This is a genomic window from Psychroserpens luteolus, from assembly GCF_021032705.1.
Classification (GTDB): domain Bacteria; phylum Bacteroidota; class Bacteroidia; order Flavobacteriales; family Flavobacteriaceae; genus Psychroserpens; species Psychroserpens luteolus.
The window spans coordinates 321,798-348,247 of the sequence record NZ_JAHVXI010000001.1 but is presented as its reverse complement, the minus strand read 5'-3'; the positions used below and the strand labels follow the sequence as shown (position 1 = coordinate 348,247).

At 32.8% G+C, this 26,450-nt stretch carries 31 protein-coding genes and 1 tRNA gene; 21 read left to right on the top strand and 11 right to left on the bottom strand.

What is annotated here, in order from left to right; translation table 11 throughout:
* Positions 1 to 7 precede the first annotated feature (7 nt).
* Genes KWG70_RS01495 through KWG70_RS01485 form a run of 3 tightly spaced genes read right to left on the bottom strand, consistent with a single transcriptional unit; the run spans position 8 to position 1,182 of the window.
* Positions 8 to 439 carry an SRPBCC family protein gene (locus KWG70_RS01495; RefSeq protein ID WP_230934219.1) on the bottom strand — a complete coding sequence of 144 codons (432 nt, stop codon included), beginning with the start codon at positions 437 to 439 and terminating at the stop codon, positions 8 to 10.
* Complete coding sequence (locus KWG70_RS01490; RefSeq protein ID WP_230934218.1) at positions 432 to 761, bottom strand: ArsR/SmtB family transcription factor; 330 nt, start codon at positions 759 to 761, stop codon at positions 432 to 434. The genes KWG70_RS01495 and KWG70_RS01490 overlap by 8 nt, the downstream gene beginning before the upstream one ends.
* A complete protein-coding gene (locus tag KWG70_RS01485) occupies positions 751 to 1,182 on the bottom strand; it encodes an SRPBCC family protein (RefSeq protein ID WP_230934217.1) in 432 nt (143 codons plus the stop codon). Before KWG70_RS01485 ends, KWG70_RS01490 begins: the two co-directional genes overlap by 11 nt.
* Before the next feature lie 296 nt (positions 1,183 to 1,478).
* Here KWG70_RS01485 and trxA point away from each other — a divergent pair, with 296 nt between their 5' ends.
* The 4 genes from trxA (at position 1,479) to KWG70_RS01465 (ending at position 3,517) form a co-directional block, all read left to right on the top strand.
* Positions 1,479 to 1,799: a thioredoxin gene (gene trxA, locus KWG70_RS01480; RefSeq protein WP_298755187.1), complete on the top strand. Its 321-nt coding sequence runs from the start codon at positions 1,479 to 1,481 to the stop codon at positions 1,797 to 1,799.
* Between the two features lie 88 nt (positions 1,800 to 1,887).
* Positions 1,888 to 2,433 carry a ClpP family protease gene (locus KWG70_RS01475; protein ID WP_230934215.1) on the top strand — a complete coding sequence of 182 codons (546 nt, stop codon included), beginning with the start codon at positions 1,888 to 1,890 and terminating at the stop codon, positions 2,431 to 2,433.
* Between the two features lie 3 nt (positions 2,434 to 2,436).
* Positions 2,437 to 3,366: a DUF58 domain-containing protein gene (locus KWG70_RS01470; RefSeq protein WP_230934214.1), complete on the top strand. Its 930-nt coding sequence runs from the start codon at positions 2,437 to 2,439 to the stop codon at positions 3,364 to 3,366.
* Between the two features lie 77 nt (positions 3,367 to 3,443).
* Positions 3,444 to 3,517 (top strand) — tRNA-Asp (locus KWG70_RS01465).
* 178 nt (positions 3,518 to 3,695) lie between these two features.
* Here the strand turns inward: KWG70_RS01465 and KWG70_RS01460 are convergent.
* Positions 3,696 to 4,799, bottom strand: a complete 1,104-nt coding sequence (locus KWG70_RS01460; RefSeq protein WP_230934213.1) for a hypothetical protein — start codon at positions 4,797 to 4,799, stop codon at positions 3,696 to 3,698.
* A 450-nt stretch (positions 4,800 to 5,249) separates the two neighbouring features.
* Between KWG70_RS01460 and KWG70_RS01455 the strand changes: the two genes are divergently transcribed.
* The 3 genes from KWG70_RS01455 (at position 5,250) to KWG70_RS01445 (ending at position 8,229) form a co-directional block, all read left to right on the top strand.
* Positions 5,250 to 5,423 carry a hypothetical protein gene (locus KWG70_RS01455; RefSeq protein ID WP_230934212.1) on the top strand — a complete coding sequence of 58 codons (174 nt, stop codon included), beginning with the start codon at positions 5,250 to 5,252 and terminating at the stop codon, positions 5,421 to 5,423.
* A gap of 180 nt (positions 5,424 to 5,603) precedes the next feature.
* The gene (locus tag KWG70_RS01450) at positions 5,604 to 7,550 is read left to right on the top strand and encodes a tetratricopeptide repeat-containing sensor histidine kinase (RefSeq protein ID WP_230934211.1); all 1,947 of its coding nucleotides are present in this window, start codon (positions 5,604 to 5,606) and stop codon (positions 7,548 to 7,550) included.
* A gap of 10 nt (positions 7,551 to 7,560) precedes the next feature.
* Complete coding sequence (locus KWG70_RS01445) at positions 7,561 to 8,229, top strand: response regulator (protein WP_230934210.1); 669 nt, start codon at positions 7,561 to 7,563, stop codon at positions 8,227 to 8,229.
* A 234-nt stretch (positions 8,230 to 8,463) separates the two neighbouring features.
* Here the strand turns inward: KWG70_RS01445 and KWG70_RS01440 are convergent, their stop codons facing one another.
* Complete coding sequence (locus KWG70_RS01440) at positions 8,464 to 8,961, bottom strand: DUF456 domain-containing protein (RefSeq protein WP_230934209.1); 498 nt, start codon at positions 8,959 to 8,961, stop codon at positions 8,464 to 8,466.
* Between the two features lie 120 nt (positions 8,962 to 9,081).
* Between KWG70_RS01440 and KWG70_RS01435 the strand changes: the two genes are divergently transcribed.
* The 5 genes from KWG70_RS01435 (at position 9,082) to KWG70_RS01415 (ending at position 14,280) form a co-directional block, all read left to right on the top strand.
* Positions 9,082 to 9,810, top strand: coding sequence for an energy transducer TonB (locus KWG70_RS01435; protein WP_230934208.1), 729 nt, complete (start codon positions 9,082 to 9,084; stop codon positions 9,808 to 9,810).
* Positions 9,811 to 9,944: 134 nt separating this feature from the next.
* Positions 9,945 to 10,307: a BlaI/MecI/CopY family transcriptional regulator gene (locus tag KWG70_RS01430; protein ID WP_230934207.1), complete on the top strand. Its 363-nt coding sequence runs from the start codon at positions 9,945 to 9,947 to the stop codon at positions 10,305 to 10,307.
* A gap of 1 nt (position 10,308) precedes the next feature.
* Entirely contained in the window at positions 10,309 to 12,618 is a 2,310-nt protein-coding gene (locus KWG70_RS01425; protein WP_230934206.1) for a M56 family metallopeptidase, read from the top strand.
* Positions 12,618 to 13,754 (top strand): tetratricopeptide repeat protein, encoded by a 1,137-nt coding sequence (locus KWG70_RS01420; RefSeq protein WP_230934205.1) that lies wholly within the window; start codon positions 12,618 to 12,620, stop codon positions 13,752 to 13,754. Before KWG70_RS01425 ends, KWG70_RS01420 begins: the two co-directional genes overlap by 1 nt.
* A 49-nt stretch (positions 13,755 to 13,803) precedes the next feature.
* The gene (locus KWG70_RS01415) at positions 13,804 to 14,280 is read left to right on the top strand and encodes a hypothetical protein (RefSeq protein WP_230934204.1); all 477 of its coding nucleotides are present in this window, start codon (positions 13,804 to 13,806) and stop codon (positions 14,278 to 14,280) included.
* 16 nt (positions 14,281 to 14,296) lie between these two features.
* Here KWG70_RS01415 and KWG70_RS01410 read toward each other — a convergent pair whose 3' ends face one another.
* The 4 genes from KWG70_RS01410 to KWG70_RS01395 are packed head-to-tail and all read right to left on the bottom strand — an operon-like array spanning position 14,297 to position 18,062.
* Positions 14,297 to 15,034, bottom strand: a complete 738-nt coding sequence (locus tag KWG70_RS01410) for a Bax inhibitor-1/YccA family protein (protein WP_230934203.1) — start codon at positions 15,032 to 15,034, stop codon at positions 14,297 to 14,299.
* Complete coding sequence (locus tag KWG70_RS01405) at positions 15,034 to 15,906, bottom strand: porin family protein (protein ID WP_230934202.1); 873 nt, start codon at positions 15,904 to 15,906, stop codon at positions 15,034 to 15,036. The genes KWG70_RS01410 and KWG70_RS01405 overlap by 1 nt, the downstream gene beginning before the upstream one ends.
* A 54-nt stretch (positions 15,907 to 15,960) precedes the next feature.
* Complete coding sequence (locus KWG70_RS01400) at positions 15,961 to 17,088, bottom strand: glycosyltransferase (RefSeq protein ID WP_230934201.1); 1,128 nt, start codon at positions 17,086 to 17,088, stop codon at positions 15,961 to 15,963.
* Positions 17,088 to 18,062, bottom strand: a complete 975-nt coding sequence (locus tag KWG70_RS01395) for a lysylphosphatidylglycerol synthase domain-containing protein (RefSeq protein ID WP_230934200.1) — start codon at positions 18,060 to 18,062, stop codon at positions 17,088 to 17,090. Before KWG70_RS01395 ends, KWG70_RS01400 begins: the two co-directional genes overlap by 1 nt.
* A 25-nt stretch (positions 18,063 to 18,087) precedes the next feature.
* On the opposite strand from KWG70_RS01395, the gene KWG70_RS01390 reads away from it, so the two are divergent.
* The 8 genes from KWG70_RS01390 to KWG70_RS01355 all read left to right on the top strand — a co-directional run bounded on the left by KWG70_RS01390 (position 18,088) and on the right by KWG70_RS01355 (position 24,351).
* The gene (locus tag KWG70_RS01390; RefSeq protein ID WP_230934199.1) at positions 18,088 to 18,723 is read left to right on the top strand and encodes an outer membrane beta-barrel protein; all 636 of its coding nucleotides are present in this window, start codon (positions 18,088 to 18,090) and stop codon (positions 18,721 to 18,723) included.
* Positions 18,723 to 19,277: a crossover junction endodeoxyribonuclease RuvC gene (gene ruvC / locus KWG70_RS01385; protein ID WP_230934198.1), complete on the top strand. Its 555-nt coding sequence runs from the start codon at positions 18,723 to 18,725 to the stop codon at positions 19,275 to 19,277. The genes KWG70_RS01390 and ruvC overlap by 1 nt, the downstream gene beginning before the upstream one ends.
* 28 nt (positions 19,278 to 19,305) lie before the next feature.
* Positions 19,306 to 21,036 (top strand): leucine-rich repeat domain-containing protein, encoded by a 1,731-nt coding sequence (locus tag KWG70_RS01380; protein ID WP_230934197.1) that lies wholly within the window; start codon positions 19,306 to 19,308, stop codon positions 21,034 to 21,036.
* Positions 21,036 to 22,166: a radical SAM family heme chaperone HemW gene (gene hemW / locus KWG70_RS01375; RefSeq protein WP_230934196.1), complete on the top strand. Its 1,131-nt coding sequence runs from the start codon at positions 21,036 to 21,038 to the stop codon at positions 22,164 to 22,166. Before KWG70_RS01380 ends, hemW begins: the two co-directional genes overlap by 1 nt.
* A complete protein-coding gene (locus KWG70_RS01370) occupies positions 22,166 to 22,915 on the top strand; it encodes a cyclase family protein (RefSeq protein WP_230934195.1) in 750 nt (249 codons plus the stop codon). The genes hemW and KWG70_RS01370 overlap by 1 nt, the downstream gene beginning before the upstream one ends.
* Positions 22,916 to 22,982: 67 nt before the next feature.
* Positions 22,983 to 23,594 carry a DUF4230 domain-containing protein gene (locus tag KWG70_RS01365; protein WP_230934194.1) on the top strand — a complete coding sequence of 204 codons (612 nt, stop codon included), beginning with the start codon at positions 22,983 to 22,985 and terminating at the stop codon, positions 23,592 to 23,594.
* On the top strand, positions 23,591 to 23,992 hold the full coding sequence (locus KWG70_RS01360) for a GNAT family N-acetyltransferase (protein WP_230934193.1): 402 nt from the start codon (positions 23,591 to 23,593) through the stop codon (positions 23,990 to 23,992). Before KWG70_RS01365 ends, KWG70_RS01360 begins: the two co-directional genes overlap by 4 nt.
* Positions 23,989 to 24,351: an MmcQ/YjbR family DNA-binding protein gene (locus KWG70_RS01355; RefSeq protein ID WP_230934192.1), complete on the top strand. Its 363-nt coding sequence runs from the start codon at positions 23,989 to 23,991 to the stop codon at positions 24,349 to 24,351. The genes KWG70_RS01360 and KWG70_RS01355 overlap by 4 nt, the downstream gene beginning before the upstream one ends.
* Here KWG70_RS01355 and KWG70_RS01350 read toward each other — a convergent pair.
* Positions 24,346 to 24,822 carry a GNAT family N-acetyltransferase gene (locus KWG70_RS01350; protein ID WP_230934191.1) on the bottom strand — a complete coding sequence of 159 codons (477 nt, stop codon included), beginning with the start codon at positions 24,820 to 24,822 and terminating at the stop codon, positions 24,346 to 24,348. The genes KWG70_RS01355 and KWG70_RS01350 overlap by 6 nt on opposite strands.
* Before the next feature lie 61 nt (positions 24,823 to 24,883).
* Between KWG70_RS01350 and KWG70_RS01345 the strand changes: the two genes are divergently transcribed.
* On the top strand, positions 24,884 to 25,462 hold the full coding sequence (locus KWG70_RS01345; protein WP_230934190.1) for a PhnA domain-containing protein: 579 nt from the start codon (positions 24,884 to 24,886) through the stop codon (positions 25,460 to 25,462).
* Here KWG70_RS01345 and KWG70_RS01340 read toward each other — a convergent pair.
* Positions 25,449 to 26,306, bottom strand: a complete 858-nt coding sequence (locus tag KWG70_RS01340; RefSeq protein ID WP_230934189.1) for an AraC family transcriptional regulator — start codon at positions 26,304 to 26,306, stop codon at positions 25,449 to 25,451. The genes KWG70_RS01345 and KWG70_RS01340 overlap by 14 nt on opposite strands.
* Between the last annotated feature and the right edge of the window lie 144 nt (positions 26,307 to 26,450).

Here is a 26,450-nt window from a genome sequence, read left to right as displayed (position 1 = left end):
TTTGATGTTAACTGAGATGATCTTTTAACCGTTCTGTAATAAACATATCCCATGTAGTTGAGCACACCTCATAACAATTAATATCTGGAGTTAGACCAACTTGATGAAAGTTAATTATTGTTTTAGAATTGGCCTCGGTGATTTTCCAATGTAAGACGTGACCAATCCATTCTTTGTTGAAATCGGGCTCACCATCAATGCATTTCCAAATGATTTCGTTATTTGGTGTAAATTCTAATATTTTAAAGGTCCACCAATAACCATTCTCAAAATGAATCGTAAAGTGTCCACCTTCTTTTTGAACCGAGTCGCTTGTTCTTGACCACCACAAATGAATATGATCTGTAAGTGCTTTAAAGGCTTCTTTAGGTGAAGCTGATATGTCTATTTGCTTGTGGTAATCTGTGTCTACATAATTCACAGGTTTGTTGTTAAGCATCTTTTGAGGTGTTTAAGAAGTGATCTAAATTATCTAACGAGTTATCCCAGAACTGTTCATAGAATGTCATCCATTTGCTTAATTCTTTTAAAGGTTTAGCATTAGCATTACAAAAGCGTTCACGACCCTTGGTGTCTAAATAAACTAACCCAGCATCTTCTAAGGTTTTAATATGTTTAGTAACCCCTTGTCTGGTCATTTCGAACTGATTGGATATTTGAGTGATTGATAAAGCCGAACTGGCAATCACCAAGGCGTGAAAAATGTCACGCCTTGTTGGATCTGCCACAGCTTTAAAAAGTGTTGTTAATCTATCCTGCATTGACTATTGTTTTTAGATAATCGGTTAATAAATTAACACAGTTGTCCCAGCCACCATTGAAGCTTTCAAACATGGCAATAGCGGTCTCTCCACCGTAGTTTGAAATTCCGGAATGTTCCAAATACAATTTTGTGCCCTCAGCTACAGATTCTAAGGTCCATGTGACCGTAGTTTCTACTTTGGTATCGGCAACAATCCATGTATAGGCTAATACATAAGGATTAGCCTCTTTTACGATGCCACTAATTGTGGTGCATCCTTTTTCATTGGGTTCCGAAGTAAACGTGTATTGGTATCCTTTTTCGGCTTTAAAGTCGGCTTGAATAAACCAAGCTGAAATTTCTTCTGCTTTTGAAATGGCATCCCACACTTTTTCGATAGGATGAACAAATACTTTTTCTTTAGTGATACTATCTTTCATAATATTCGATTTTTTGATTAATATGCAACTTTGTGGTTGCTAAAGTATATTAAATTATATTAATACGCAACTTTGTGGTTGCATTTTAACATTTTTGAATGCGCAAAGGATGGAACAATTGTTGGAGCTCCTCAAAGAGAGCGACTTGTGAGAGCCTGGTTTATGCGCCCAAATTATGGCTATATAACCAATCAATAACCATATAATCAAAACAAATACTGTCATTGTAAGGTTTGGCAAAATTTTTGACTAATTTTGTGTATTAAATTAAAACGAAGTTAAACATAGACAATATAATTATGGCATTAGAAATAACAGATGCAACGTTTGAAGAAACAGTATTAAAGAGTGATAAACCAGTAATGGTTGATTTTTGGGCTGCTTGGTGTGGACCATGTAGAATGGTTGGACCAATTATTGATGAAATTAGCACAGAGTACGACGGTAAGGCTGTTGTAGGTAAAGTAGATGTAGATGCAAATCAAGAATTTGCTGCTAAGTATGGTGTGCGTAACATCCCAACTGTTTTAGTTTTCCAAAATGGAGAAGTCGTTGGACGCCAAGTAGGTGTTGCACCTAAAAATGCTTATACAGAAGCTATCGATTCTTTATTGTAAGAATTAATTAGATATAATCTAAAAGAAATGATAAAAGGTTTGCCATTATGGTGAACCTTTTTTTATTTTTAAAGCAAATAAACACAAGATGACAAAAAAATCGAAAACACAAGATGTAATAGATAGTAAACTATTAGAAGAGCGTAAAGTATTTTTATGGGGAATGGTAGATGATGATTCAGCAAAACATGTTATAGACAGACTAATGTATTTAGACTCTTTAGAAACGAAAGACATCCATTTATATATCAACAGTCCTGGAGGTTATGTCACTTCTGGATTTGCTATGTATGACTGTATTAAGTCGTTAAATAGTGATGTATCTACTATTTGCACTGGGTTGGCGGCATCTATGGGATCTATTCTACTATCTGTTGGTACAAAAGGTAAACGTTTTATACAACCACATGCTAGAGTGATGATACATCAACCAAGTGGTGGTGCTCGCGGACAAGCAAGTGATATAGAGATTACGGCTCAAGAGATTATAAAGACCAAGGAGCTAAGCGCAAAGATTTTAGCCGAAAATTGTGGTCAAACAGTTGAACAGGTCATGAAAGACTTTAATCGTGATCATTGGATGGGAGCCAAGGAATCTAAGGCTTACGGTATTGTTGATGGCATTTTAAAATAATAGATGAATTTACAGGCAGAACTTAATAAAGCAGGTGGCTTTAAAAACTTGGAACTCCTTGCTAAGCAAGTGGTAGAAGGTTTTATTGCTGGGATGCATAAGAGTCCGTTTCACGGTTTTTCAGCAGAGTTTGCCGAACATAAGATATACAATCAAGGCGAAAGCACGCGTCATATAGACTGGAAGCTGTATGCTAAAACAGATAAGCTTTATACAAAACGTTATGATGATGAGACCAATTTACGCTGTCATCTTATTGTAGACAATAGTAGTTCGATGCATTATCCTGAACTCAAAGATTTCAGTATTACTCATCTTAATAAAATAGGCTTTTCGGCATTAGCATCGGCATCATTAATGCATATTTTAAAAAAGCAACGGGATGCTGTAGGTTTAAGTATTTATAGTGATGCCTATGATTATTATGCACCTGAAAAGGGTAGTGAACGTCATCATCAAATGTTACTAAGTCAGTTGAGTAACATGGTGGTTTCAAAGCAATTAAATAAGACTACTGAGACCTATACCTACTTGCACCAAATTGCAGAGAATATTCATAGGCGATCGTTAATCTTCTTTTTTACAGATATGTTGCAAACATCGACAGATGATGTCAAGTTGTTTGAAGCCTTACGACATTTGAAATATAACAAACATGAAGTGGTGTTATTTCATGTGATTGATAAAGAGAAAGAATTGAAATTTGATTTTGACAATTCGCCTAAACGTTTTATCGATGTTGAAACGAACGAATACATTAATTTATATCCAGATACAGTAAAAGAAGGGTATGAAAGTGCTGTTGAAGACTACTTTAAGAGTATACGATTAAAGTGCGGGCAATATCAAATTAAATATGTAGAAGCTGATATCAATAAATCCTTTGATAAGATATTGACGACCTATATGGTCGAGCGTCAAAAATTTATTTAAATTTTTGATAAAAAATTGTCATAAAATATTTGTGATATTAAAAATCGAATGTATATTTGCCCTCGCAATAAAGCAACGGTCTGGTAGTTCAGTTGGTTAGAATGTCGCCCTGTCACGGCGAAGGTCGCGGGTTCGAGTCCCGTCCAGACCGCTAAAATTGCAAGAGCCTTAAGAGATTAGGGCTTTTTTTTGCAATAAAGATTAGTTGTGTTGTTCTAGGAGAAATCCTAGAGTTGTGAGAACCTCAATATTGTTGAGTTCTTACCGATGAGAAGCTTTCCTTTTTTTGAGTAATCAAAAATCGGGATGCTTTTTTGTTTTAAAAGGATTTAGTTTTGTTCTATTACGTTCACAGTACTCTCAAAACTGGAATCATTTAAGGTATTGACTTTAATATCTGTAAAAACATATTCAAAAATCTCTTCACCTTGAGTAAATGTGGCTTTTTTAAACATGTTGAGATTATTTAGTTGTTCCCAGTTTTCAAACGCGATGACGACCTTGTCTTGATCTGGTCCTGGAAAAATTTCAAAACCAAGCGGTTGATAGTTCTCAAAGGCATAATAAAAGTTAACAGGAGATTTTACTTGATTTTCAAAGGTAACCTTAAAAGCGCTCTGATCTTTAAATGACACGATACCATCAAATGAGGCCTTAGAAAAGCGATCCTCCGGAAATAAGCTTAACCAATGTAATTCGTGCCCTTGGACAAAGGTTTTGGTGGCTGTGCTAAGACTATCAATGTGTGTTTTTGTATTGACATTATAACTCCAGGAGTTTTGCGCTCCTTGTTTCATAATATAATGATTGGCACCAGATTGCTGTTCCATTTTACTGTCTTTATGGTTTGATAAAATAAGCGTTTTAAAGTCTCTATTGTCTGGCGCTTTACATTTGGCCATAGCATATAGTGACTGTATGGTATCGCTGGCATTTGTATAATCTCGAGCATAATTTAATATGACTTTTGCACTAATTGATGGCGTCGCTTCAGTATTGGTAGTGCTTATGATTTTCCATTCCCCATTAATCTTTCTTAAGGTGCTTTGCCATGCTACTGCCCAAAAAACAGGCGCTTTGTTTAATATGCCTCTTATGGTTGCCGAATTACTATAGGTTGCTAAAGTGGCATCTTCGGAAATTTCAATAATAGGTTCATCACTCATAACCATGTCTTTAAACTCCATTTGATCTAAATAGGCTTGTGTTGGAGGAATGGCTTCTTCTTTATGTTGTGTTGTTATTTGACCAGATCGTACGTCATACCATTCACTAGCATTAGGCTGATAGAATAGATTCGCATCTTTATTATAATGTGCTTGAGTAACGAGATCAATTTGTGCTTTTATGTATTCTTTCTCTTGATTAATATCTATCGGTTTTTGACATGAAAAACATACAGCAATAAAGAGAAGAGAACACAGAAATTTCATTTTGAAAGGTATTGGTCTTCTCAAATTTAGATAATAGTATTTCAAATTCATATAAACTTATGTTAAGTAAGTCCCTAAAGATGGGTGTATTTATTTGAAGGTTTTGTTCTATATATAATGGAGTTATTAACAGTTAATCAACAATAGGAATTCAAGAATTATGTATTTAATCGATAAAAGTTATCTTTTTGTCGGATATTTTTTTGTTTATCTCCTAAAAAGCGCTATGTTTGAAGTCCTTCATAAGCCCCTAAATTCACTTATCAAGGTATTTTATTAATCCATTTCATGTTTAGATGCATTCGTGCGTTTAAATTTCCCTCAATTTTATAGGCATAGGTATGCCAAAAAAGTTAATAATCCATTCTTCCCTCGATTGGCATTTTTTGATGCGCTATTATTATTAACATAATTTAAAAATTGAATCTATAATCCCTAAAAACGAAAAACATGAAAACCCTGAAAATTACTTTTCTACTACTTGCAGTATTATTATTAACAGTTTCTGGACAAAGCAGTGACTCTGTTGCAGATAACTCTAATGAGCCTACTTTTAAAAAGTACAACCAAAAAGACATTGTTGGTATAGACAAAAAGAAAAAAAGATTAGAATCTCAAGGTTAATAGATTTCTACTAATCATAAAAAAAGCTCTTGTAATTACAAGAGCTTTTTTTATGATATTTAGCTAATTTGTTTTTTTAGTCTATTTTTGAAATAAAAGTATTTCATTTTGCATAGACACTCATTCTTCTTCTTCATTTTAATTCTGATTGGTGTTAAAACTCTTAGTGCGCAAAACAAGTTGGCAGATTCAATTAATGTACTTATTGAATTATCAAAAAATGAAAATGAATCTCTAGAGTCTCGTTTAAAATTTGCAATACAGTCTACTGACATTGCAAAAAAAACTAAAAATGATTCTATTCTTTTATTAGCCCGAAGAAATTTGTCACTCATGTATTTTCATACTGAAGATTATGATAACTATGTGAGTATAAATAGGTCTAATTACGATTTAGCGCAGCAATTAGAGGATTCTTCAGCATTTACAGTAGCCGCTTCTAATTTGGGATCTTTTTATAGGTATTTAGAAAAAAATGATAGTTCCTATTATTTTTATTCAAATGCTATGAAGTTTTATCCTAAAAATGAAGTTTCAGCAGCAAAAGCAACAGCTTTACTTTATTTGGCAGACATACAGCAAATTGAAAAAATTTATGCTGGAGCCGAAGAGGCAGCTATACAATCGATACTGCTATTAGATCAATTACCAGACACTCAAAATAAACTCAATAAGTTATGGGATGCTCACAATCTTTTAGGCATTATATCTAGAGAGTTAGGTAATTATTCAAAAGCTATCGAATACTATGATAAATCTAATAAATATGCTAAACGAATTGAGGATGGGTTCATTAATGAAGTATATTCTATAAATAATAAGGCTTGGGTATACAGGCAGATGGGTGATTATGATAAAGCTATAGAGCTTTATGAAAGCCTTCTCCCGCTAAGGTCAAAATATGAAGAAGAAGACCCAACATTTTATCCAGCAATTATTGATAATATAGCAGATACTCAGCGAGAATCAGGAGACTACGATTTTGATAGCGTTAAAGACAAATTTGATGAAGCCTATTCAATTGCTCAAAACTTGGATGACGAACTCTTAATAATGAATGTTGCTATAGATTTATCTAAGTTGTATAAGGAAATTAATCAAAAAGATTCTATTAGTAAATATGCTAACCAAGCCTATGAAATTGCAATTAATACTTCGGCTAATGAAATAAGACAAGAAGCTCTATTAGTATTGTCTGAAATTGACGACGACGAAAAAGGGAAGTATTACCTTAAAGAATATATACGATTAACAGACAGCCTACTAAATGTAGAAAGAAAAGTAAGAGACAAATTTGCAAGAATAAGATATGATACTGATACTGTCGAAAAAGCAAATGCACGTATGTCTGAGCAGTTGATGTGGCTATTGGCTATTTCAGGAGCATTATTGGTGACCTTGTTTTTATTGTATATTATTATTACACAGCGTGCTAAAAACAAAGAATTGAAGTTTGAAAAGGATCAGCAAAAAGCAAATGAAGAAATTTATAACCTCATGCTATCACAACAAGACAAGGTAGATGAAGCTAGAGCCAATGAAAAGAAGCGAATTTCAGAAGAATTGCACGATGGTATATTAGGACGACTTTTTGGAACTCGATTAAGTTTAGATAGTTTAAATTTTTCCGAAGGACAAGACGCTATCAAGAATAGGGCTACCTATATCAAGGAACTTATGACTATCGAGAATGACATTAGAAAAGTTTCCCATGATTTAAATACCGATTTCGTTTCTGGTTCAGGGTTTATGGATATTGTTTCAGAACTTATAGAGAAGCAAACCTTAGCGTATCAGCTGGAATCATCGTTTGATTATACCGATGATATCAATTGGGAAAGTGTTCCTAATAAAACTAAAATCAACATTTATAGGATTATACAGGAATCACTTCAAAATATTTATAAACATGCTAATGCTAATACTGTAAAAATTAGCATTCAATTAAAAAATAATGTAATTTGCTTATCCATTACAGATGATGGAGATGGTTTTGATGTCAATAAAAGTAAAAAAGGTATTGGCCTTAAAAACATAAACTCTAGAGTAAACGAGGTGGAAGGGAAAGCTGAGTTTAATTCTATTTTAAAAGAAGGGACTGAGGTTAGTATTACTATACCTTACTAAAATTAATATAATGCAACATATTCACATTCTAATGGTTGATGATCACCCGATCATTATCGAAGGATATCAAAATACATTAATGGCTACTAAAAAGGAAAATCAAACCTTAGTCATTGATACAGCGAATACCTGTGATGCTGCAAATTTATTAATGCAAAAAGCGGCAAAAGAGCGTCCTTATGATGTTTGTTTCTTTGATATTAGTTTACCTGCCTCTTCAGACGGAAAAATAACATCAGGTGAAGATCTTGCAAAAATCTCTCGTAATATTTTGCCTAATGCCAAGGTTATTATTCTTACCATGTTTAATGAATCATATAGAATTCATAGCATAGTTAAAGAAATAAATCCTGACGGCTTTTTAATAAAAAGTGATTTGACGTCTAGTGAGCTAGCTGAAGCATTTCACCATATCTTGATTGATCCTCCTTATTACAGTAGTACAGTGAGTAATTTTCTTAATAAATCTGTGGTTAATGAAATTTATGTTGACGAGATCAACAGAAAAATTCTTCACTTATTATCTCAAGGTATAAAAACAAGAAGCTTAACCGAGTATATAGACCTGTCTATGAGTGCCATAGAAAAACGAAAAAAACAGCTTAAAATATTGTTTTCTATTGAGGACGGAAAAGATGAATCTTTGATAATTGAAGCTCGAAAAAAAGGATTTCTTTAAAAAACACTGTTAAAATTACGGTTTTTCCCATTTTTAAAACATCTCGCAACCCTTATCATATATAGAAACTACGGTTTTTCCGCATCAAGTTTACGGTTTTTCCGTAACAAAAAGTTGTTAACATTAGATATATTTGAATAGTCAACAAAATTAATTAATCCCTCTAAGTAATTTGTTGAATTAATAGCAAAGAACTAAAACCTAACGTTTCTCAACAGACGTTAGGTTTTTCTTTTATAATAAGAGGTCTTTATATTCAAAAAACTTCACGATAAAAAATCCTAGAAATACCATAGCTACCATAAATTTAATAAAGGTAGAAGCTATAAACCCTAAAAAAGATCCAAACGCAGCTTTAAGTGCTTTATCAAATTCGGCTTTATTGAGTAATTCTCCTATTAGAGCTCCAAAAAAGGGCCCAATAATAATACCTCCTGGAATAGGAGAGAACAACCCTACAATAAGTCCAATCGATGTTCCTATCATACCAGCTTTGGTTCCTCCAAAACGCTTGGTACCCATTGCAGGAATAATATAATCCAGTATCCATATAGCAAGTGCAAAAATGAAAGTGATGATTAAAAACGTCCAATTCATTGGTACCACATCAGCTAAATGAAAAATGAGTAATCCAACCCAACTGGTTAGAGGTCCAGGTAATACAGGTAAAAAACTACCTATGATTCCTAAAATCATAAAAAAAGCGGCAAGAATGATTAAAAATATATCCATTAAATCGATTTAAAATTCTAGTAATAAGACGCACAAAAACAAAGAATGTTACATTTTTAAACTAAAACTTTAGTTTAAACTAAAGTTTTAGTTATATTAGCAATCTTAAAGACAGAGAATATGGAACCAAAAAAAAACAGAAAAGCAGAAATAGGAAGAAATAGCTCTCTATATTTTGCCGTGAGTCTTTTGTTAATATTGACTCTAACGTACTTAACTATTAATTATAAATCTTATGCCAAAGACAGTATTGATATTGGTCAGCTAGATTTGGATGCGTTAGAAGAAGAAGAGATTCCAATTACTAATCATGAAGTAATTCCGCCACCACCTCCACCGCCACCTCCTGTTGTGCCAGAAGAGATTGAGATAGTGGAAGATGAAAAGGAAATTGAAGAAACTGTTATTGAATCTACCGAAACTGATCAAGAAGAAGAAATAGTGGAAGTAGAAGATGTAGAAGTTGAAGAAGTAGAGGAGGACATCGAAGTCCCATTTCACATCATCGAGAACGTGCCTGTTTTTCCCGGTTGTGAGAAAAAAAAGACCAATGATAAAAAACGTCAGTGCATGTCTGATAAAATAAAAAAGTTCATCAATAAAAAGTTTAACCTCGACTTGGCGAACGATTTGGGTTTGCAGTCTGGTCGCTATAGAATTTCTATGATGTTCACTATTGATGAAAAAGGTAATGTTGTTAATATCCAGGCCAGAGGCCCAGATCCACGTCTTGATAAAGAAGCCAAGCGCGTTTTAGGATTGTTGCCAAGAATGCTGCCAGGTAAACAAAGAGGTAGACCAGTAAGAGTGCCTTATGCATTTCCTCTTACATTTAAAGTTGATGATTAAACTAGTGAAAACTCACATTTTAAATTCTAGATCATAATTAAATTTTGGTCATAATTTGTTAAAATTTAAACTAAATGCTTAGTTTTAACTAAGTATTTAGTTATATTTGAATGTAGAATACTGAAAACATAATTATGAAACAACTTACAAAAGCCGAAGAAGAAATTATGCATGTCTTATGGCAACTTGAAAAAGCTAATGTCAAAGATATTCTTAATCAGCTACCAGAGCCAAAACCAGCTTATAATACAGTCTCTACAATTGTTAGAATTTTAGAGAATAAAGGCTTTGTAGATTATGAAAAACAAGGGAAAGGGCACATCTATTTTCCATTAATGAAAAAGCAGGATTATAGTAATCAGTCTATAAACAATTTGGTTGATAATTATTTTCAAGGTTCTTTTAAAAGTATGGTCTCATTTTTTGTTAAGAAAAATGATGTTGATTTAAAAGACATGGAAGCTATTTTAAAAGACATTAATAAAACGAAACAATAGTATGTTACATTATATTTTACAGGTCGTCACATTTCAACTATTGTTTTTAATCATCTACGATGTGTTTCTGCGGAAGGAAACGTTTTTTAATTTAAACAGAGTTTATTTACTAGGGACTGCATTACTTTCTGTGGTGATTCCGTTTATTAAAATTGAACAAATAAAAACAGTTGTTGCAAAAGATTTTGTGATTCGTTTACCCGAAGTTATCATTGGAGAAACAACAACAGTTGCAAGTGGTATAGATCCTCAAATAGCAATGGAAGCGGGTATCAATATTGAGCCAGAACCTACATCTATTTGGAATATCATTTTAATATCTGGTATGTGTTTAGCTGCTTTGATATTAGTGATTAAAGTTTCAAAATTATTATGGCTAGCATCTAAACACCCAAAACGTTGGAGTGGTAATTTTTTGATTATAAATCTGCTTAACAGCACGAAAGCATTTTCTTTTTTTCATTACATATTTTTAGGTGAAAAATTAAACATTCAAGAACGCTCGAGCATATTAGAGCATGAAATTGTTCATGTTAAACAAAGGCATACATTAGACTTACTGCTTTTTGAGGTATTCCGTATCATATTTTGGTTCAATCCATTGGTTTATATGTACCAAAAAAGAATTGCCGCGTTACACGAATACATTGCCGATGCTAATGCAGTAAAACTACACAATAAAGCTGATTATTATGATAATTTGCTATCTCAGGTCTTTGAGACACAGCAGTTTTCATTTGTCAATCCTTTTTTTAAACATTCACTCATAAAAAAACGAATTATCATGTTGAGCAAGTCAAAATCTAAACGAATTAATATTATTAAATACGCATTATTGATACCTATCGTATTTTCGATGCTTATTTACACATCTTCTTATGCTCAAGAGAAAACAGTGACAACAGAAGCAGAACATGTTGTAGACCAAGAATTGTCAGATGAAGACTTATATAATAAATACTATGAAGACTTCGTGAACTTATATAGTAGTAAGGCTATAACAAATGAAGATCTAGACACATATATTCTTGGAAATGAGAATTATATAAAATCAAGAGATGAATTCATAAAATCAAAAGCTTTTGGTACATATCTTAAAGATTTACGTGTTGCCAAAGAAAATGAAAAGACAAGCTCCAAAACACCTTTTAGTGAGACGTTAGATCCAATAACCTATGAAGCGTATTTGCAATATAAAAAGACAGATGAAGCCAGGTTAGAATGGGAAAGTCGACCTAAAGATGGTATACTGAGATTGGTGGTAACCGAAGCTGGAAATATGACTCCAGAAGAGAAAACCAAATTTGATGAGAAAGTAGCTTTGATTGAAAGTGAAGAGCTTTATAAAGGGCTTTTAATGGTTTCTGTAGATGGAAGAACTAAAATGGTTGTAGAAGATGTATCAAATTACACTAAATTCAAGAAGGAGCTTACAGAAGAGACTGTTGTCGAACAAGAAACTTTAGATCTAGAAGTCCCATTTGCAATTATTCATGAGGTACCAACATTTTCTTTTTGTGATTCCTTCAAAAGTCAAGAAGAACGCAAACAGTGTTTGGTAGACAATATTTCTAAACATGTCAATAAGAAATTCAATACAGATTTAGCTAAAAAACTGGGTCTTTCAGGTAGACAACGTATAAATGTGATGTTTAAAATAGATAAAAAAGGTGTTGTGACCGGAGTAAAAGCAAGGGCACCACACCCAGCTCTTGAAGAAGAAGCCATTCGCGTCATTAATGAACTACCTCAATTCATCCCAGGAAAACACAAAGGGAAACCAGTAGTTGTACCTTATAGCTTGCCTATTCTTTTTCAAGTGCATGCAGATACTTCAGTAGAAAAAGGTGAAAACTATAATGTGGGAAGTGTTGAAGAGGTGAAGCAAATAGTAAAGGATCACAATACAACTAAAGTTCAAGATAAAGAAGTTCCTTTTGCCGTTGTAGATGAGGTTCCTATGTATGAGTCATGTGTAGGACTGCCAGATAACGAAGCTCGAAAAAAATGTGTAAGTCGGGAAGTCGCTATTTATGTCAATAAAAACTTTAATGTCGATTTAGCTTCTAAGCTTGGATTACTTGGTAGACAACGCATTACTGTTATCTTTAAAATAGATAAGTTGGGCTATGTAACTAATGTAAAGGCTAGAGCATCTCATCCAGATATAGAAAAAGAAGCCATAAGGGTAATCAAGGGACTTCCGCAATTTATTCCAGGTAAACATAAAGGAAAGCCAGTTATTGTACCTTATAGTTTACCAATAACTTTTCAAATAGCACCAGATACAAATAAAGACAAGAAAAATTAATGCGTATACTATTTATCCTTTTATTCTCAATACTTATAACTAAAACCGAAGCTCAGTCTTCGGTTTTAAATACTGCTGATAGTCTATACTTAAATGGTAATTATAGTAAAGCAATCACTGTTTACAAAACATATAATAATCCATCTGAAATTTATAATAAAATAGCTAAGTCTTATGTTGCGATTGGTAATTATGATTTAGCATTGCAGTATTACAACCAAAGTGTAGATGCTAATCCTAAAGATGCTTTAACGCTCTACGACTATGCGAAGTTGTTGTCAAAAACTAAAAAATTTGAAACGTCAATAGCCGTTTTTAATCAATTAATGAATATTGATTATCGCAACCCTAATTATCATTATGAAATGGGATTGGCGTTAGAACGAATGAACGATTCGACAGCAATAAATAGATTTAGATCTGCCTATGACTTAGATCAAACACATCAAAAATCAATATATAAAATAGCAAGACATTATCTTAAGAAAAGAAGACACACACTTGCCGAAAAATATATAGATAAAGGATTGGAAAGCTATGCTAATAATGTTGAACTTATTAGTTTAAAAGCACAGAGTTATTATTTGCAAGAGTATTATACTAAGGCTCGAGATAATTTTCAGAAATTAATAGACCTTGGAGAGTCTTCAGAATTTATTCATGAAAAATTAAGCTTGTGTCATGCACAAAACTCAGATTATGAGCTAGCTATTAAACATCGTAAAGAAGCATTAAAATACAACGCTTATAATTCTACAGCTATCTTTGTGATTGGAACATATTATCAGCGTTTAGATGATTTTAAAAATGCCGAAAAATATATCAAACAAGCTTTGCTTTTAATGGATGTGCCTCTGGATCATGAGTATCAAAAATTAGGAACACTATATAATAGACAGAATAGATATAAGGAAGCGCTTCAAGCTTTTCAAAAGTCGCTTAAAGAGAATCCCAATAATGTAAGAACAGAATTCTTTATTGTCACTACAAAAGATGCTTACTTTGAAGATATAGATTCAAAGATCAAACTCTATGAAGGTTTTAAGAAAAAATATCCTGAGAGTTTTTATGCAAAATATGCAACACGACGAATTTCAGAACTTAAAGAAGAGAAATTTTTAAAGGCTAAAGAGTAAATCTTATAATATCCAAAAAAATTGTACTTTTCGGTTTCAGTTTATAACAATGAAACGCATACTCTACTTTTTGGCTATCGTTACGCTTGTCTCTTGTGATTATTTCGACAAGAAAAAAGTATATACTGAAGATATTCTGGAAGAACAATTACAAACCTTCACGTGGAATGATGTGGATGAGTATCCAACTTTTGAATTTTGTGAAAACACATCTGGTAAAGAGAATAAAAAAGTCTGTTTTGAAAACACATTACGCCGAATTCTCAATAAAAACTTAGCTAAATATCAAATTATCGTTTCAGAAGAAATCAATGACACTGTTCAACTAAAGATTACGATTGATAATAAGGGCGAATTTTTTATTAATGATATCAAAAGTGCTCAAACCACAAAAGAACAAATCCCTCAATTAGACAGTTTGCTAAGACAAAGCTTAGATTCTTTACCTAAAATATATCCCGCTATAAAGCGAAGTCAGCATGTGAAAACTCAATTTGTCCTACCCGTAATTATAAAGATTGAGTAGCTTAATGTCACTTATCTTAAAATCTAATCGCTAGTTTTTGCATTAGTCGAAGCGTTTCAACATAGAGCCAGACTAGTGTTGCTAAAAGTCCCCAAGTTGCTAACCATTCTTTCCATTTTGGCGCACGGTTTTTGTAGCGCTCTATATAATCGAAATCCAATAGCAATGAAAATGAAGCCACTATGGCTGCAATACAATTAAAAACAATTGCGAACCACGATGTTCCCCATAGATAGCTTTTGATTCCAAAAAAACTCAATATCCACGATATCAAATAAACGACCATAATACTTATTGCTGAAGTAATAATTACACTTCGTAATTTTTTAGTCACTACAATAATTCGGGTTTGATAGAGCAATAGCATTATAAAAAAAGTAACAATAGTAACGCCAATAGCTTGATAAGGTAATTCGGGAAAATTTTTATGTGCATAAGCCGAAAAACCTCCTAAAAAAAAGCCTTTAGCTATTGTATATATAGGAACCAACATTGGAGCCCAATGCCTTCTTACTGAAATAATGACGCTAATTACAATAGCTCCCAGCATACCGCCTAAAGTAAACCATCTTACAGACATACCATCTTCACTTAGTTTCCAGACATATCCTGTGATACCAGCAATAACTAAAATGCAAAAGAGTGATTTAAAGAAAATTCCTAAAACGGTCATTTTTTTAGAAGCACGCTTTTGGTCTTCCCAAAAATAACCTGAAAAGACAGGATTATTTGTTTTGTAATTTGATAGTCTCATTAAAGATTGAACTTATAACCTACAGAGAAATCTTGAGAAAAGTTACCTTGATTATCTAGAAATAACGCAAACAATTCATTATACGCAAGAGTGATATAACTATTTTCGGTCACTCTAATATCGGCACCTATGCCAAAAATAAAAGGGACATCAAATGACGTGTCGTTAATCTCTTCTGAAATTGCATTTCCATTATTTTCGGTGACGACAACGACATTAGAAAAATTAACTGTTGCAAATTTTACATTTCCATAGAGACTAAATTTTTCCTTATTTATAAATCTAAAACGATAACCTAATGCTATTTCAGTTGTAGAATACTGGAGTTCATCTTGTTCTAAAACATGTTTTATTTGTAAAAAAACGGCATGTCTAGAAATTTGATTCACATCCAATACTTCAAGTTCTCCACCAAAAAGAGGAGTTGTTAGATTGTCAGGATTAGTAATAAAGGGATTGTTAGTAATACCTCCAAAGAGACCAAACCGAAATTGCAACTTATTTCTTACTACTGTAGATTGGTATGAGGAATCTACACTGCCATTGTATTTGTCTATAAACTCCTTCAAACTAAAAAGTGTCAAATTTAAACGCTTTGTAGGCATCGATTCGTCGGTGAGCTCATTAAGTAGTGACTTATACTCTTCTTGAAATTTCCCGTCTTTTTTTGTGTTTTTGAGCTCAATAATGGTATTGCTTTCAGTTCTCACAAAATAACGGTAGTTCCCATCAATTATATTCCAAAGCAAATCAAGTTTTCCATCAACTTCATTTTTTAGTACTAATCGTTCACCATCGACCATGAAGGTTTCTTGAGCTCCCATAAAAGAGAAACTTAATAAAAGGCAAAATAAACAAACAATTTTTTTCATTGCGATTAAGGGTTACGGTTTAGGTAAATCTAACAAAAATAAATGATAGTACCACTATTTACTATAAGGACGATCTTTCCATTTATAACCTTTAAACACCGAAATAAAAGCGATGTATACGTTAAAAAATGGATACAAAATACTTGAGAACACATATGACCCTAAATACGATTCTTGATTAAAAAAACGAGATGTTTTAAAGAGTAATAAAAAGTCAATAAGAAATTTGATAGCAAAACTATAAGCTAAAGTTTTTAGCGTTATTATTTGAAGTATAGCCAAGAGAGGCATACTTACCATAAGTGCATTCATTAGTAATATTATTAACCCTGTGAGTTTTGTAAAGGGATTTTTATAGCTTGAAGTTTTTGCAGCCCATCGGACACGTTGTGCTTTTAATGCTTTGAAATCCTTTTCAGGTTTTGTAGTCACCGTAATATGGTTGTTTTTAATATAATGGACACTATTTTTTTCTTTTTTTATAGCCTTTTCCAACAAGAAAATGTCATCACCACTTGCGATATTGCTATTCCCTTTAAAACCTTCAATAGAATTAAAAAACCCCTTTTTATAGGCTAGATTGGCGCCATTGCATAGAAACGGTTTCTTTATGCCAAAACCGCCAATAGTGGCACCTTGTAAACTTAAAATATCAAGTAATTGAAAACGCTCAAAAAATGACCTCGCTTTATCAAAAGTTACTGGAGCTACTAAAACTTTTGAAGTGTTATTTTGAATGTAGCTATCAAAACAATCCAGCCAATATTTAGGCAATTGGCAATCGGCATCTGTGGTTATAATCCAGTCATATTTTGCATGTTTTATAGCTTTAGTTATGGCATCTTTTTTAGGCGATTTTGTAAGTCTTTCATTGGCTAATACCGAAAAAGTTATCGATTTCAAATTGGCTTCTATTGCATAAATTTTTTCTACCGAATCATCAGTCGACTCATCATCTACAAAGAGAATTTCAAACATAGATTTAGGGTAATTCAAACTCGAGATAGTTGCTATTAGTTGAGGTAAATGCTCAGCTTCATTTCTAAATGGAATAATAACTGAAAATTTTGTTTTAGGTGATAAATCTTCCATTTTAAAATTGACAACCTTGTCAAAACCGTATATAAAACTTCCTATGAATAATAGGTACAAAACTGTGATTATAAGTACGATAGTTAGCATTAGTGACTTTTGGTTTTTGGAAAATTAAAATTAAGAACATAGTAACTTCCAAACACACTTGGTATTACAAAATTTAATAACCACATAATGGTAACAATACAAAGTGATGTAAATTCGTTGACTCCAATAATGGCGAATATATGCACTGCAACACTCCCTTTTATAATAACGTCAAAAATAAATATGGAAGGAATCACTGAAGCTAGCAAATACATGGTTGTAATAGCTGCCATTCCATTAAAATAACTCACATTGATTCCGAAAATTTGCAATAAAAAATAAAACTGAAACGAGAAAATAAGGTATCTCAAAACTGAAAGACCAAAAGCAGTGATATGGATTTTTACAGGAAGTTCATTAAGAAACGATTTTAATCTTTCAATAGAGAAACCTTTAATTTTAAATCGGTTTTGTTTTAGACCCAAAGCAGTAAAAATTCCAATAATTATAACAAGTACTATAAATCTAGAGACCTTAAAATAATTGATGTCTAAATTATATTTAGAATGCATGAGGCTTAAACCTATAATGCCTAATATGACTGTTACTGTCATTTGCATCATATTGCTTATTAAGTTAAGTAACACGACTTGTTTCCGTTTTGATGCACCAAAGTAAATGGCTTTCGCACCATATTCTCCAATTCGGTTTGGTGTAAATAATGAAGCGGTTAAAGCACCCAAACTTTGTTCTAAAGCATTTTTAAACGATATTTTTTTAATATGTGTGACTAAAGTCTTCCATTTTAAAATTTCAAAAAACCAATTAAAAAAAGTTAAAAAGAGCAAAAAACAGACGTTTTTTGGCGAAAACACGTTGTTTTCACGCAAAAAAATCGAAAATTGATAAAAATCTAAATCTTCGTTTTTAACTAGTTTCTGATAAATAAAATAAAAAGCACCAACAACAATACTTAATTTAATAAGTACAAAAAAGAATTGTTTAGTTTTGTAAGGAAGGCTGCCAAAATGCATGTCGCAAATTAACTAATAAAAGAATATGACCTCAAATTATAGACTTCAAAAATTGAGTATTTTGATAATAGCGTTTATTTGTTTTATTAACAGTCATGCTCAAAGAGATACTAATAAATGGAAAGCTCAAATAGCTTTTGGTATAAATAGTCCGTCCCAATCGGGTTTTGTTGATGGTTTTCAAGCGAAATCGGTTAACTTTCCAACAGTAAATTTAGGTATTCAGCATATGTTTAAACCGGAATTAGGGGCGAAATTAGATTTTGGATTTAACCGATTTTCAAGTGATGATAATTCGATAGAATTTAAAACCAACTATACACGACTAAATGCTCAAATAGTATATGATCCTACCGAGTCTATTTCATTTATACCACAACGTATGGGACTTGTGGCGCATGCTGGACCAGGATATTCATTTGTAAAACCGCTTGGAAATTTTGGAAGCAACAACATATCGTTTTTTAATGTCATGGCTGGATTCGAAATACATTATGGTTTAACACAACGTATGTCGGTTTATGCAGACACATCCTATATTTTAGGTTTCGGAAAAGATTTTGATCCTGCAACCGATGGTTTTGGATCATTCAACGGAAACCTTCTAACGATTACTTTTGGAGTGACGTTCTCTATTAGTGGATGCCAATATTGCGATTAATGAGTAATGAAAAAATCATATTAGGAATTGATCCTGGAACTACAATTATGGGTTTCGGACTCATAAAAGTGGTCGGTAAAAAGATGTCTTTTCTTCAGCTTAATGAATTGGATTTAAAAAAGTATAGTGATCATTATCTTAAGCTCAAGCTCATTTTTGAACGTACAATAGAATTAATAGATACGCATCATCCTGATGAAATTGCTATCGAAGCACCATTCTTTGGAAAGAACGTACAAAGTATGCTTAAATTAGGACGAGCTCAGGGTGTTGCTATGGCTGCTGGTTTATCACGCGAAGTGCCTATTACAGAGTATTCGCCTAAAAAAATAAAAATGGCCATCACTGGAAATGGAAATGCCAGCAAAGAACAAGTAGCAAAAATGCTTCAAAGTTTATTAGACTTAAAAACCTTACCCAAAAACTTAGATGCTACCGATGGTTTAGCCGCAGCGGTATGTCATTTTTATAACCAAGGCCGAGTAGAGGTAGGGAAAAGTTATTCTGGCTGGGCAAGTTTTGTGAAACAAAATGGAGATAGAGTAAAGAAATAATATGCAGTTAAAACTTAAGTCCTTAATAATGTCATTGAGATATGTTGGTGTTATACTTTTAGTTGTGCTGTTCGTTACTTGTTCCTCGAGTTTATCTGATGAAGAACTTAAGACACGCTATAATAAAGCACTTGATAGTAAAAATTGGCAAGCGGTTATCGAATTACTTGATGAAGTGATTAAACGCGAACCCGATGTAAAAGACTATTACTATTCAAGGGCTATTGCCAAGTCAAACATCAATCCCAAAGATGTCAAAGGTGTTGTAGAAGACTTAACTATTTATATATCGTATGAGCCTAATTCTTATGAGGCGAGATATATCAGGTTTCAAGCGTATTCTGTATTGAAACAGTATGAAAAAGCACTTGAGGATATTGATAAAATTATTGAACTCAAAGGAAAAACTGCATTTTTATTGGCATGGAAAGGGAATTGTGCTTTTGCAGCCAAAAAATTTGATATTGCAGAGCAATCCTATGAAGAACGATTACGATTAACGGGAACTGCTGAAGACCTCAAAAATACATACTACTATTGGGTGTTTTCAAAGTATTTTGGAGGGAATAAGGAAGGAGCGCTTTGGGATGTTGCTTTTTTAGAAGATAGAGGCTTAGAGGCAAATAACGAATTAATGAAGCGTATTGTAGATGACAGCTTAGTTTTTGAAGAATTAGCTAATTTTCAATTGCCTCAAATGACCTTAGAGCAACTAGAAGAGGTCCTTAATAATTTCTGCTCGACCTTAAATCTTTTTGAAGACGAAACTTATTTTAGAGTCGAGTTGTTAAATCGTTTTGCACGTCTTGAAAGAACGGAAGATTTAACAACGTTACTAGACAGAAAAGATGAGGTCTATGCCTTGAATTTGAGCTATTCCAATTTCACAGAGCTACCAAAAGAGCTGTCACAATTTATCAATTTACAGGCGTTGAATATTGCAGGAAATAAATTTAAAGACAAAGAAAAATTGTTTGAAGACTTAAGTAAACTTCCAAACCTAAAGATATTAGAAGCCTACAGATGCAATTTGAGAGCACTACCAGACAATATTAAATTACTTCAGAATGTTGAAATTTTAGATATTGGTACTAATGGATTACGAGAACTCAACGAGAATATAGGAGAGCTAACGAAACTAAAATATTTAAGTGTTAGAAGCAATAGTTATTTAAAAGATCTACCGCAATCTATTGGTAAGTTAAGATGTTTACAATTTTTGAATGTCTCTGGAAGCGGAATGACTAGTTTAAGAGACGAATTGTCCAATTGTAGTGAGCTAGTTAGTATAGTCGCCAATGCGTGTAAAATTAAAACCCTACCAGTACAAATAGGCAGTTTGATAAATTTGAAATATATCAATTTAGGTTACAATAAAATTGAAACGATTCCAGAATCAATAGGGAAACTTACAGAACTAAAGAATCTAAGCCTTGGTTCAAATGAAATTTCAGAGTTACCAAAGGAATTTTCCAATTTAAAAAACCTGGGATCGGTAAGTCTAGAATTTAATAGGTTTAAACAATTTCCAAAGGAAGTATTGTCTTTAGATAACTTATACTCTCTTTGGATTCACAATAGTAATTTTGAGATTATACCGCCTGAGGTTGGAAAGATGAAAGCTTTAAAAACGATGTTAGTAGACCATCAACTTATAACAGATGACAATATCGAAGCTATTAACCGATTAAATCCCGACTTAACTATTTCAAGACACGATACCAGACGATTAGTCAAAGGCAGAAAACGAAAAGAGTAATGAGTGGCATATATATTCACATACCATTTTGTAAACAGGCTTGTCATTATTGTGATTTTCATTTTTCGACGTCTTTAAAAAAGAAAGATGAACTCATACAAGCGTTAGCCAAAGAATTGGAAATGCGTAAAGATGAGTTTCAAAATATAATAGTAGATACCATTTATTTCGGAGGAGGAACGCCCTCGTTATTATCTACTGAGGAACTTCAGTTGCTCATTTCAACTATATATACGCATTATAAGGTTTCTGAAACACCCGAGATCACTTTAGAAGCTAATCCTGATGATCTTTCTGAGGAGCAAATTATAAAGCTTTCTAAAAGTCCAGTGAATCGCTTGAGCATTGGCATACAATCGTTTTTGGAAGACGATTTAAAGCTTATGAATCGTGCTCACAACGTTAACGAAGCTAAAGAATGTTTGTCTGTAGCGATACGTTATTTTGATAATATTTCTATCGATTTAATCTATGGTATTCCTGGTGCTACAAACGATCAGTGGCGTGAGAATATTGAGACGGCTTTGAGTTATAATATTCCACATATTTCAAGTTATGCTTTAACAGTAGAACCAAAAACAGCTTTGGCGCATTTTATCAAAAAAGGCGTTATTGAGAATGTTGATGATGATATAGCACAACAACAGTTTCATATATTAATTGATGCTTTAGAAGCTCATGATTTTGTACACTATGAACTATCAAATTTTGGTAAAGAAGGATATTTCAGCAGAAATAATTCGGCATACTGGCAAGGAAAACCCTATTTGGGAATTGGACCATCTGCACATTCTTTCAACGGAAATAATCGTAGTTGGAATGTATCAAATAATTCAAAATATAGTAATGCCATTTCCAGTGGTAGCCTTCCTATGGAAACAGAAACGCTTACAGTTACCGATAAATACAATGAATATGTGATGACTGGCTTAAGAACAGTTTGGGGCGTTTCATTAGAAAAAGTAGCGAAAGATTATGGTAAAACGTTTAAAAATTACCTTTTGCAACAAGCACAACCCTTTATAAATCAACATTTATTGTATATTGATGATGAAAAGCTATTGGTTACTAAAAAGGGTAAATTCTTAAGTGATGGTATAGCTTCAGACCTCTTTAAAATTAATGTATAGTGATAGCAACAATTCAATATAATTCAAGAAAGCTAAAAATTGACCTATCAAACCCTTTAGATATTTCTATTCCGCTAAGGGCTTCAAAGTCTAATGTTAATGCATGGTATATTGATGAACCAAAGATAGAAGCCGTTAAATTTGATGATGATGTGATAAGTGTTTCGGAAGGTGCAGCTGTAAATTTTAATACAATTCAGTTTAATCCGCATGCACACGGAACGCATACCGAATGTGTTGGTCATATTACCAAAAACGTATACTCTGTAAATGAAAATTTAAAGCAGTTTTTCTTTTTAGCTGAAGTGATTACAGTAGCTCCAGAAGAATTTGGAGACGATACAATAATCTCAAAATCTCAATTACAATTTGCGCTTGGTAATAAAAAAAGAGATGCGCTTGTGATTAGAACTATTCCTAACACAAAAGAAAAATTATCACAGCAGTATTCAAATACGAATTGGACATACTTAAAGGAAGACGCTGTCACATTTCTAGTAAAAAAAGGAATAAAGCACTTACTTATAGATTTGCCAAGTGTTGATAGGGAAGAGGATGGAGGGGAACTTAAAGCACATAAAGCATTTTGGAATTACACAGGAAAACTCCGAAAAGACTGTACCATAACCGAGTTTATATTTGTCCCAAATGCAGTAAACGATGGTGAATATTTTTTAAATCTACAAATCGCTCCTTTTGAGAATGATGCAACACCAAGCAAACCTGTGTTGTATAAAGTTATAGAGTAGAGGTTAGATTTTGAATGCGTTCATTAATTATGGCGCGACATTTGAAAGCAGTTATTAAAAACTAACTATGGAAACATTTTTTATAATCATTTTAAGCATATTGGTCACTCTAGGGATTGTGACTATCGTCAAGCAGTTTAGATTGCGACAACAAACCAACTCACAATCGGTAATTTTACTAGATAAGATTAAAAAAGTGTGCAAATTCATTACTGTTGAAGGCGATTTCGCTGAGATTTATCACTATGAAGACGTTAAAGAGCGTTTTTTAAAACTTATTAGTAGTAAAAAGAAGGCTTTGGTGGTTATCAATGCGAAAGCACATGTTGGTTTTGATTTGTCGAAAATTAGAATGGATTCTGATCTCAAAACAAAGACAGTGAAACTGTTCCATTTTCCGCAACCTGAAGTATTGAGTATCGAAACCGATTTAAACTATTATGATAAGTCTGATGGCATGTTTAATAAGTTTGAAGCTTCAGATTTAACCGAATTACACAACGAAGCAAAGCTTCATATTATGAATAAGGTGCCAGAAAGCGGGTTGTATGAGATTGCAAAAAAAGAAGCATTAGAATCTGTATTGCTTATTGAAAGTATTGTTGAAACTATTGGTTGGAAACTCGATTATTCGGCTTTAAAAATTGAAGACGGTACACCTAAAAAATTAGAAGAGTGATAGATATATCTACCGATAAGACACGTTTAGATATTAAATTAATTCACGAGTTTTTAACTGAAACGTATTGGGCAAAAGGACGTACGCTAGAAGAAGTGAAAACCTCTATTGAACACTGTTTGTGTTTTGGAGTATATTATGAAAATGAACAAATTGGTTTTGCTCGTATAGCAACAGATTATGTGGTTTTTGCATACCTCATGGATGTGTTTATTTTACCAGAATATCGAGGCAATGGGTATGCTAAACAGCTTATGGAAACGGTTCATAAAGAGCCAAAATTGAAGTCGTGTCATACATGGATGTTAAAAACCTCAGATGCGCATAAATTATATCATCAGTTTGGCTACACCGAGTTAAAACATCCAGAAAAAGTCATGGAACGTTTATTAAAATGAATATAGAAGACTACAGAAATTATTGCATGAGCAAAAAGGCAGTGACCGAACACTTTCCTTTCGACGAAGATGTTTTGGTGTTTAAGGTATTAGGGAAAATGTTTGCCTTAGCCTCTTTAAAAAAATGGGAGAGTGGAGAAGGTTTTATTAATCTCAAATGTGATCCAGAATATGCTATTGAGTTAAGAGAGGCCTATGAGAGTATCAAGCCAGGTTACCACATGCACAAACAACAATGGAATAGCGTATATATCCATACAGGAGAACTTTCACCAAAACTCTTGACCAAATTAATTGATCATTCTTATGATATGGTGGTAAAGGGCATGACTAAAAAAATGAGAGATCAACTTTTATAACTCAATGTCTCTAATATCCAAGCGCATATTTATTAAATGTTTTTTAAAGCCTGCTTTTTCGTAGGCTCTAAGAGCTGGTAGATTCGTGTCATAAACATCTAATTTAATTTCGAATACACGTCTAGATTTGCACCATTTCAATAAAGCATTTAAAAGGAGTTTGTTATAGCCGTTTCCGCGATGTTCTTCTGGAACATACATAAAACCTAAATATCCTTGAAAATCATGCTTTAAGTAAGGTCGGTCAGGAATAATTTGAGCATAGCCAGAAGCAACGAGTTCACCATCTAGCTCTGCAACTAATAGTTCTGAATTATCGTCAGTAATTAACGCTTCTAGATCATAATAACTCGTCGTGTCTTTCTTAATAGTCTCATCCATAGGGAGTTCAGCTTGAATTAACCCAAGTTTAAATTGTTTTAAAGTTTGTAAGTCGGCTAATGTCGCCTTTCTAACGTTTGGTATTTGCATACTTAAAAATAAGCAGATAAAATTAAAACAATACATTTGCGATACTAAAAGTTTTAACTTTATGAGTTTAGAAAAAGAATTAAGAGAGCGAAGCAATACTACCTGTGAATTATGTGCGTCTAATCAAGATTTAAAACAATATACAATCCCACCATCTTTGAATGAAAATGTAGCTAATGACGTGCTTGTTTGTACTACATGTTTGGATCAAATTGAAGGCAAAACAGATATGGATCCTAATCATTGGAGATGTCTCAATGATAGTATGTGGAGTGAACATGTGGCTGTGCAAATAATGGCTTGGCGTATGTTACAGCGCTTGCGCAATGAAGGTTGGCCCCAAGATTTGTTGGATATGATGTATTTAGATGATGAGGCTTTGGCATTAGCAAGAGCTACTGGAGAACATGAAGACGAAGAAAACAAAATTATTCATAGAGATTCAAATGGTGTTCCCTTAGCATCTGGAGATTCGGTTGTTTTAATCAAAGATCTAAAAGTTAAAGGTTCAAGTATGGTTGCCAAGCAAGGAACTGCTGTTAGAAATATTCGTTTAGACCGTGAAAATGCTGAGTATATTGAAGGAAAAGTTGATGGTCAACAAATTGTTATTATTACACAATACGTTAAAAAACTGTAGTTGTCTTGAGTGCTTTAAAAACTGAAGGACTCATCATTTTTACAGATTTAAATTGCCTATTAAAATTCGAAATGTTACGAAAACCGGTCATTTCTGCTATGTCAACAATAGGCATGTCTTTATTTACCAATAATAGTTTACAAGCGTGCTCAACACGTAATTCGTTTAAAAAGGTAATATAGGTTTTGTTTGTACGCTTTTTGAAATATTTACAAAATGCATTTTTTGTCATATTTGCCACTTCTGAAATTGTCGTCAAAGAAATATCTTCATTAAAATGATTCATCGTATATTCAAATACATCTCGCATACGATGTCCTTCTATATCTGTATACATTTTATTATAAATGAAAGACGATAGACTCGTATAACCAGACTTTGACAATAATTGCAGAAGTTCTAATAATATAATAAAGCGCTTTAGCTTAGAAGCGCTTTCAAGTTGTTCAAATAAGACACCAATTACTTTTTTATGAGAAGAGACCTTAAATCCGTGTTTTGAGCGTTTAAAGAAAGGTTTCAATTCTTTGAGTTCTTCAAGATCAAAAAACTGAACTCCAAAAGAGGTTTCAGTAAAAAATAAAGTCAACATATGTGACTTTAAATTTGAAGTCTGGTCGCTTTTAAATACATGAGGGATATGACTTCCTATAACTAAAACATCACCTGTTTTGTAATAATTGATAGTATCTCCAACAATTAAAGTGCCTTCCCCTTCAATGATTAAACTAATTTGAATTTCTTCATGCTGATGTAATTTATCATAAAACAGATGGCCTTTATCCTCCTGAAATATGAGAGCATCAAAATCTGGTTTCGGAATTTTAAATGGTAAAACTTTCATGTATTTACGATCAAATTATCATCAAATATATGCAAATACTATTCTATTTGTTAGTTTAAAACTAATTTAAGGATAATATAGTATCAATAATGGATAAGTAGCCATTAACTATTTTGAAAATAGTGCACTAGTTTTACAGTATCA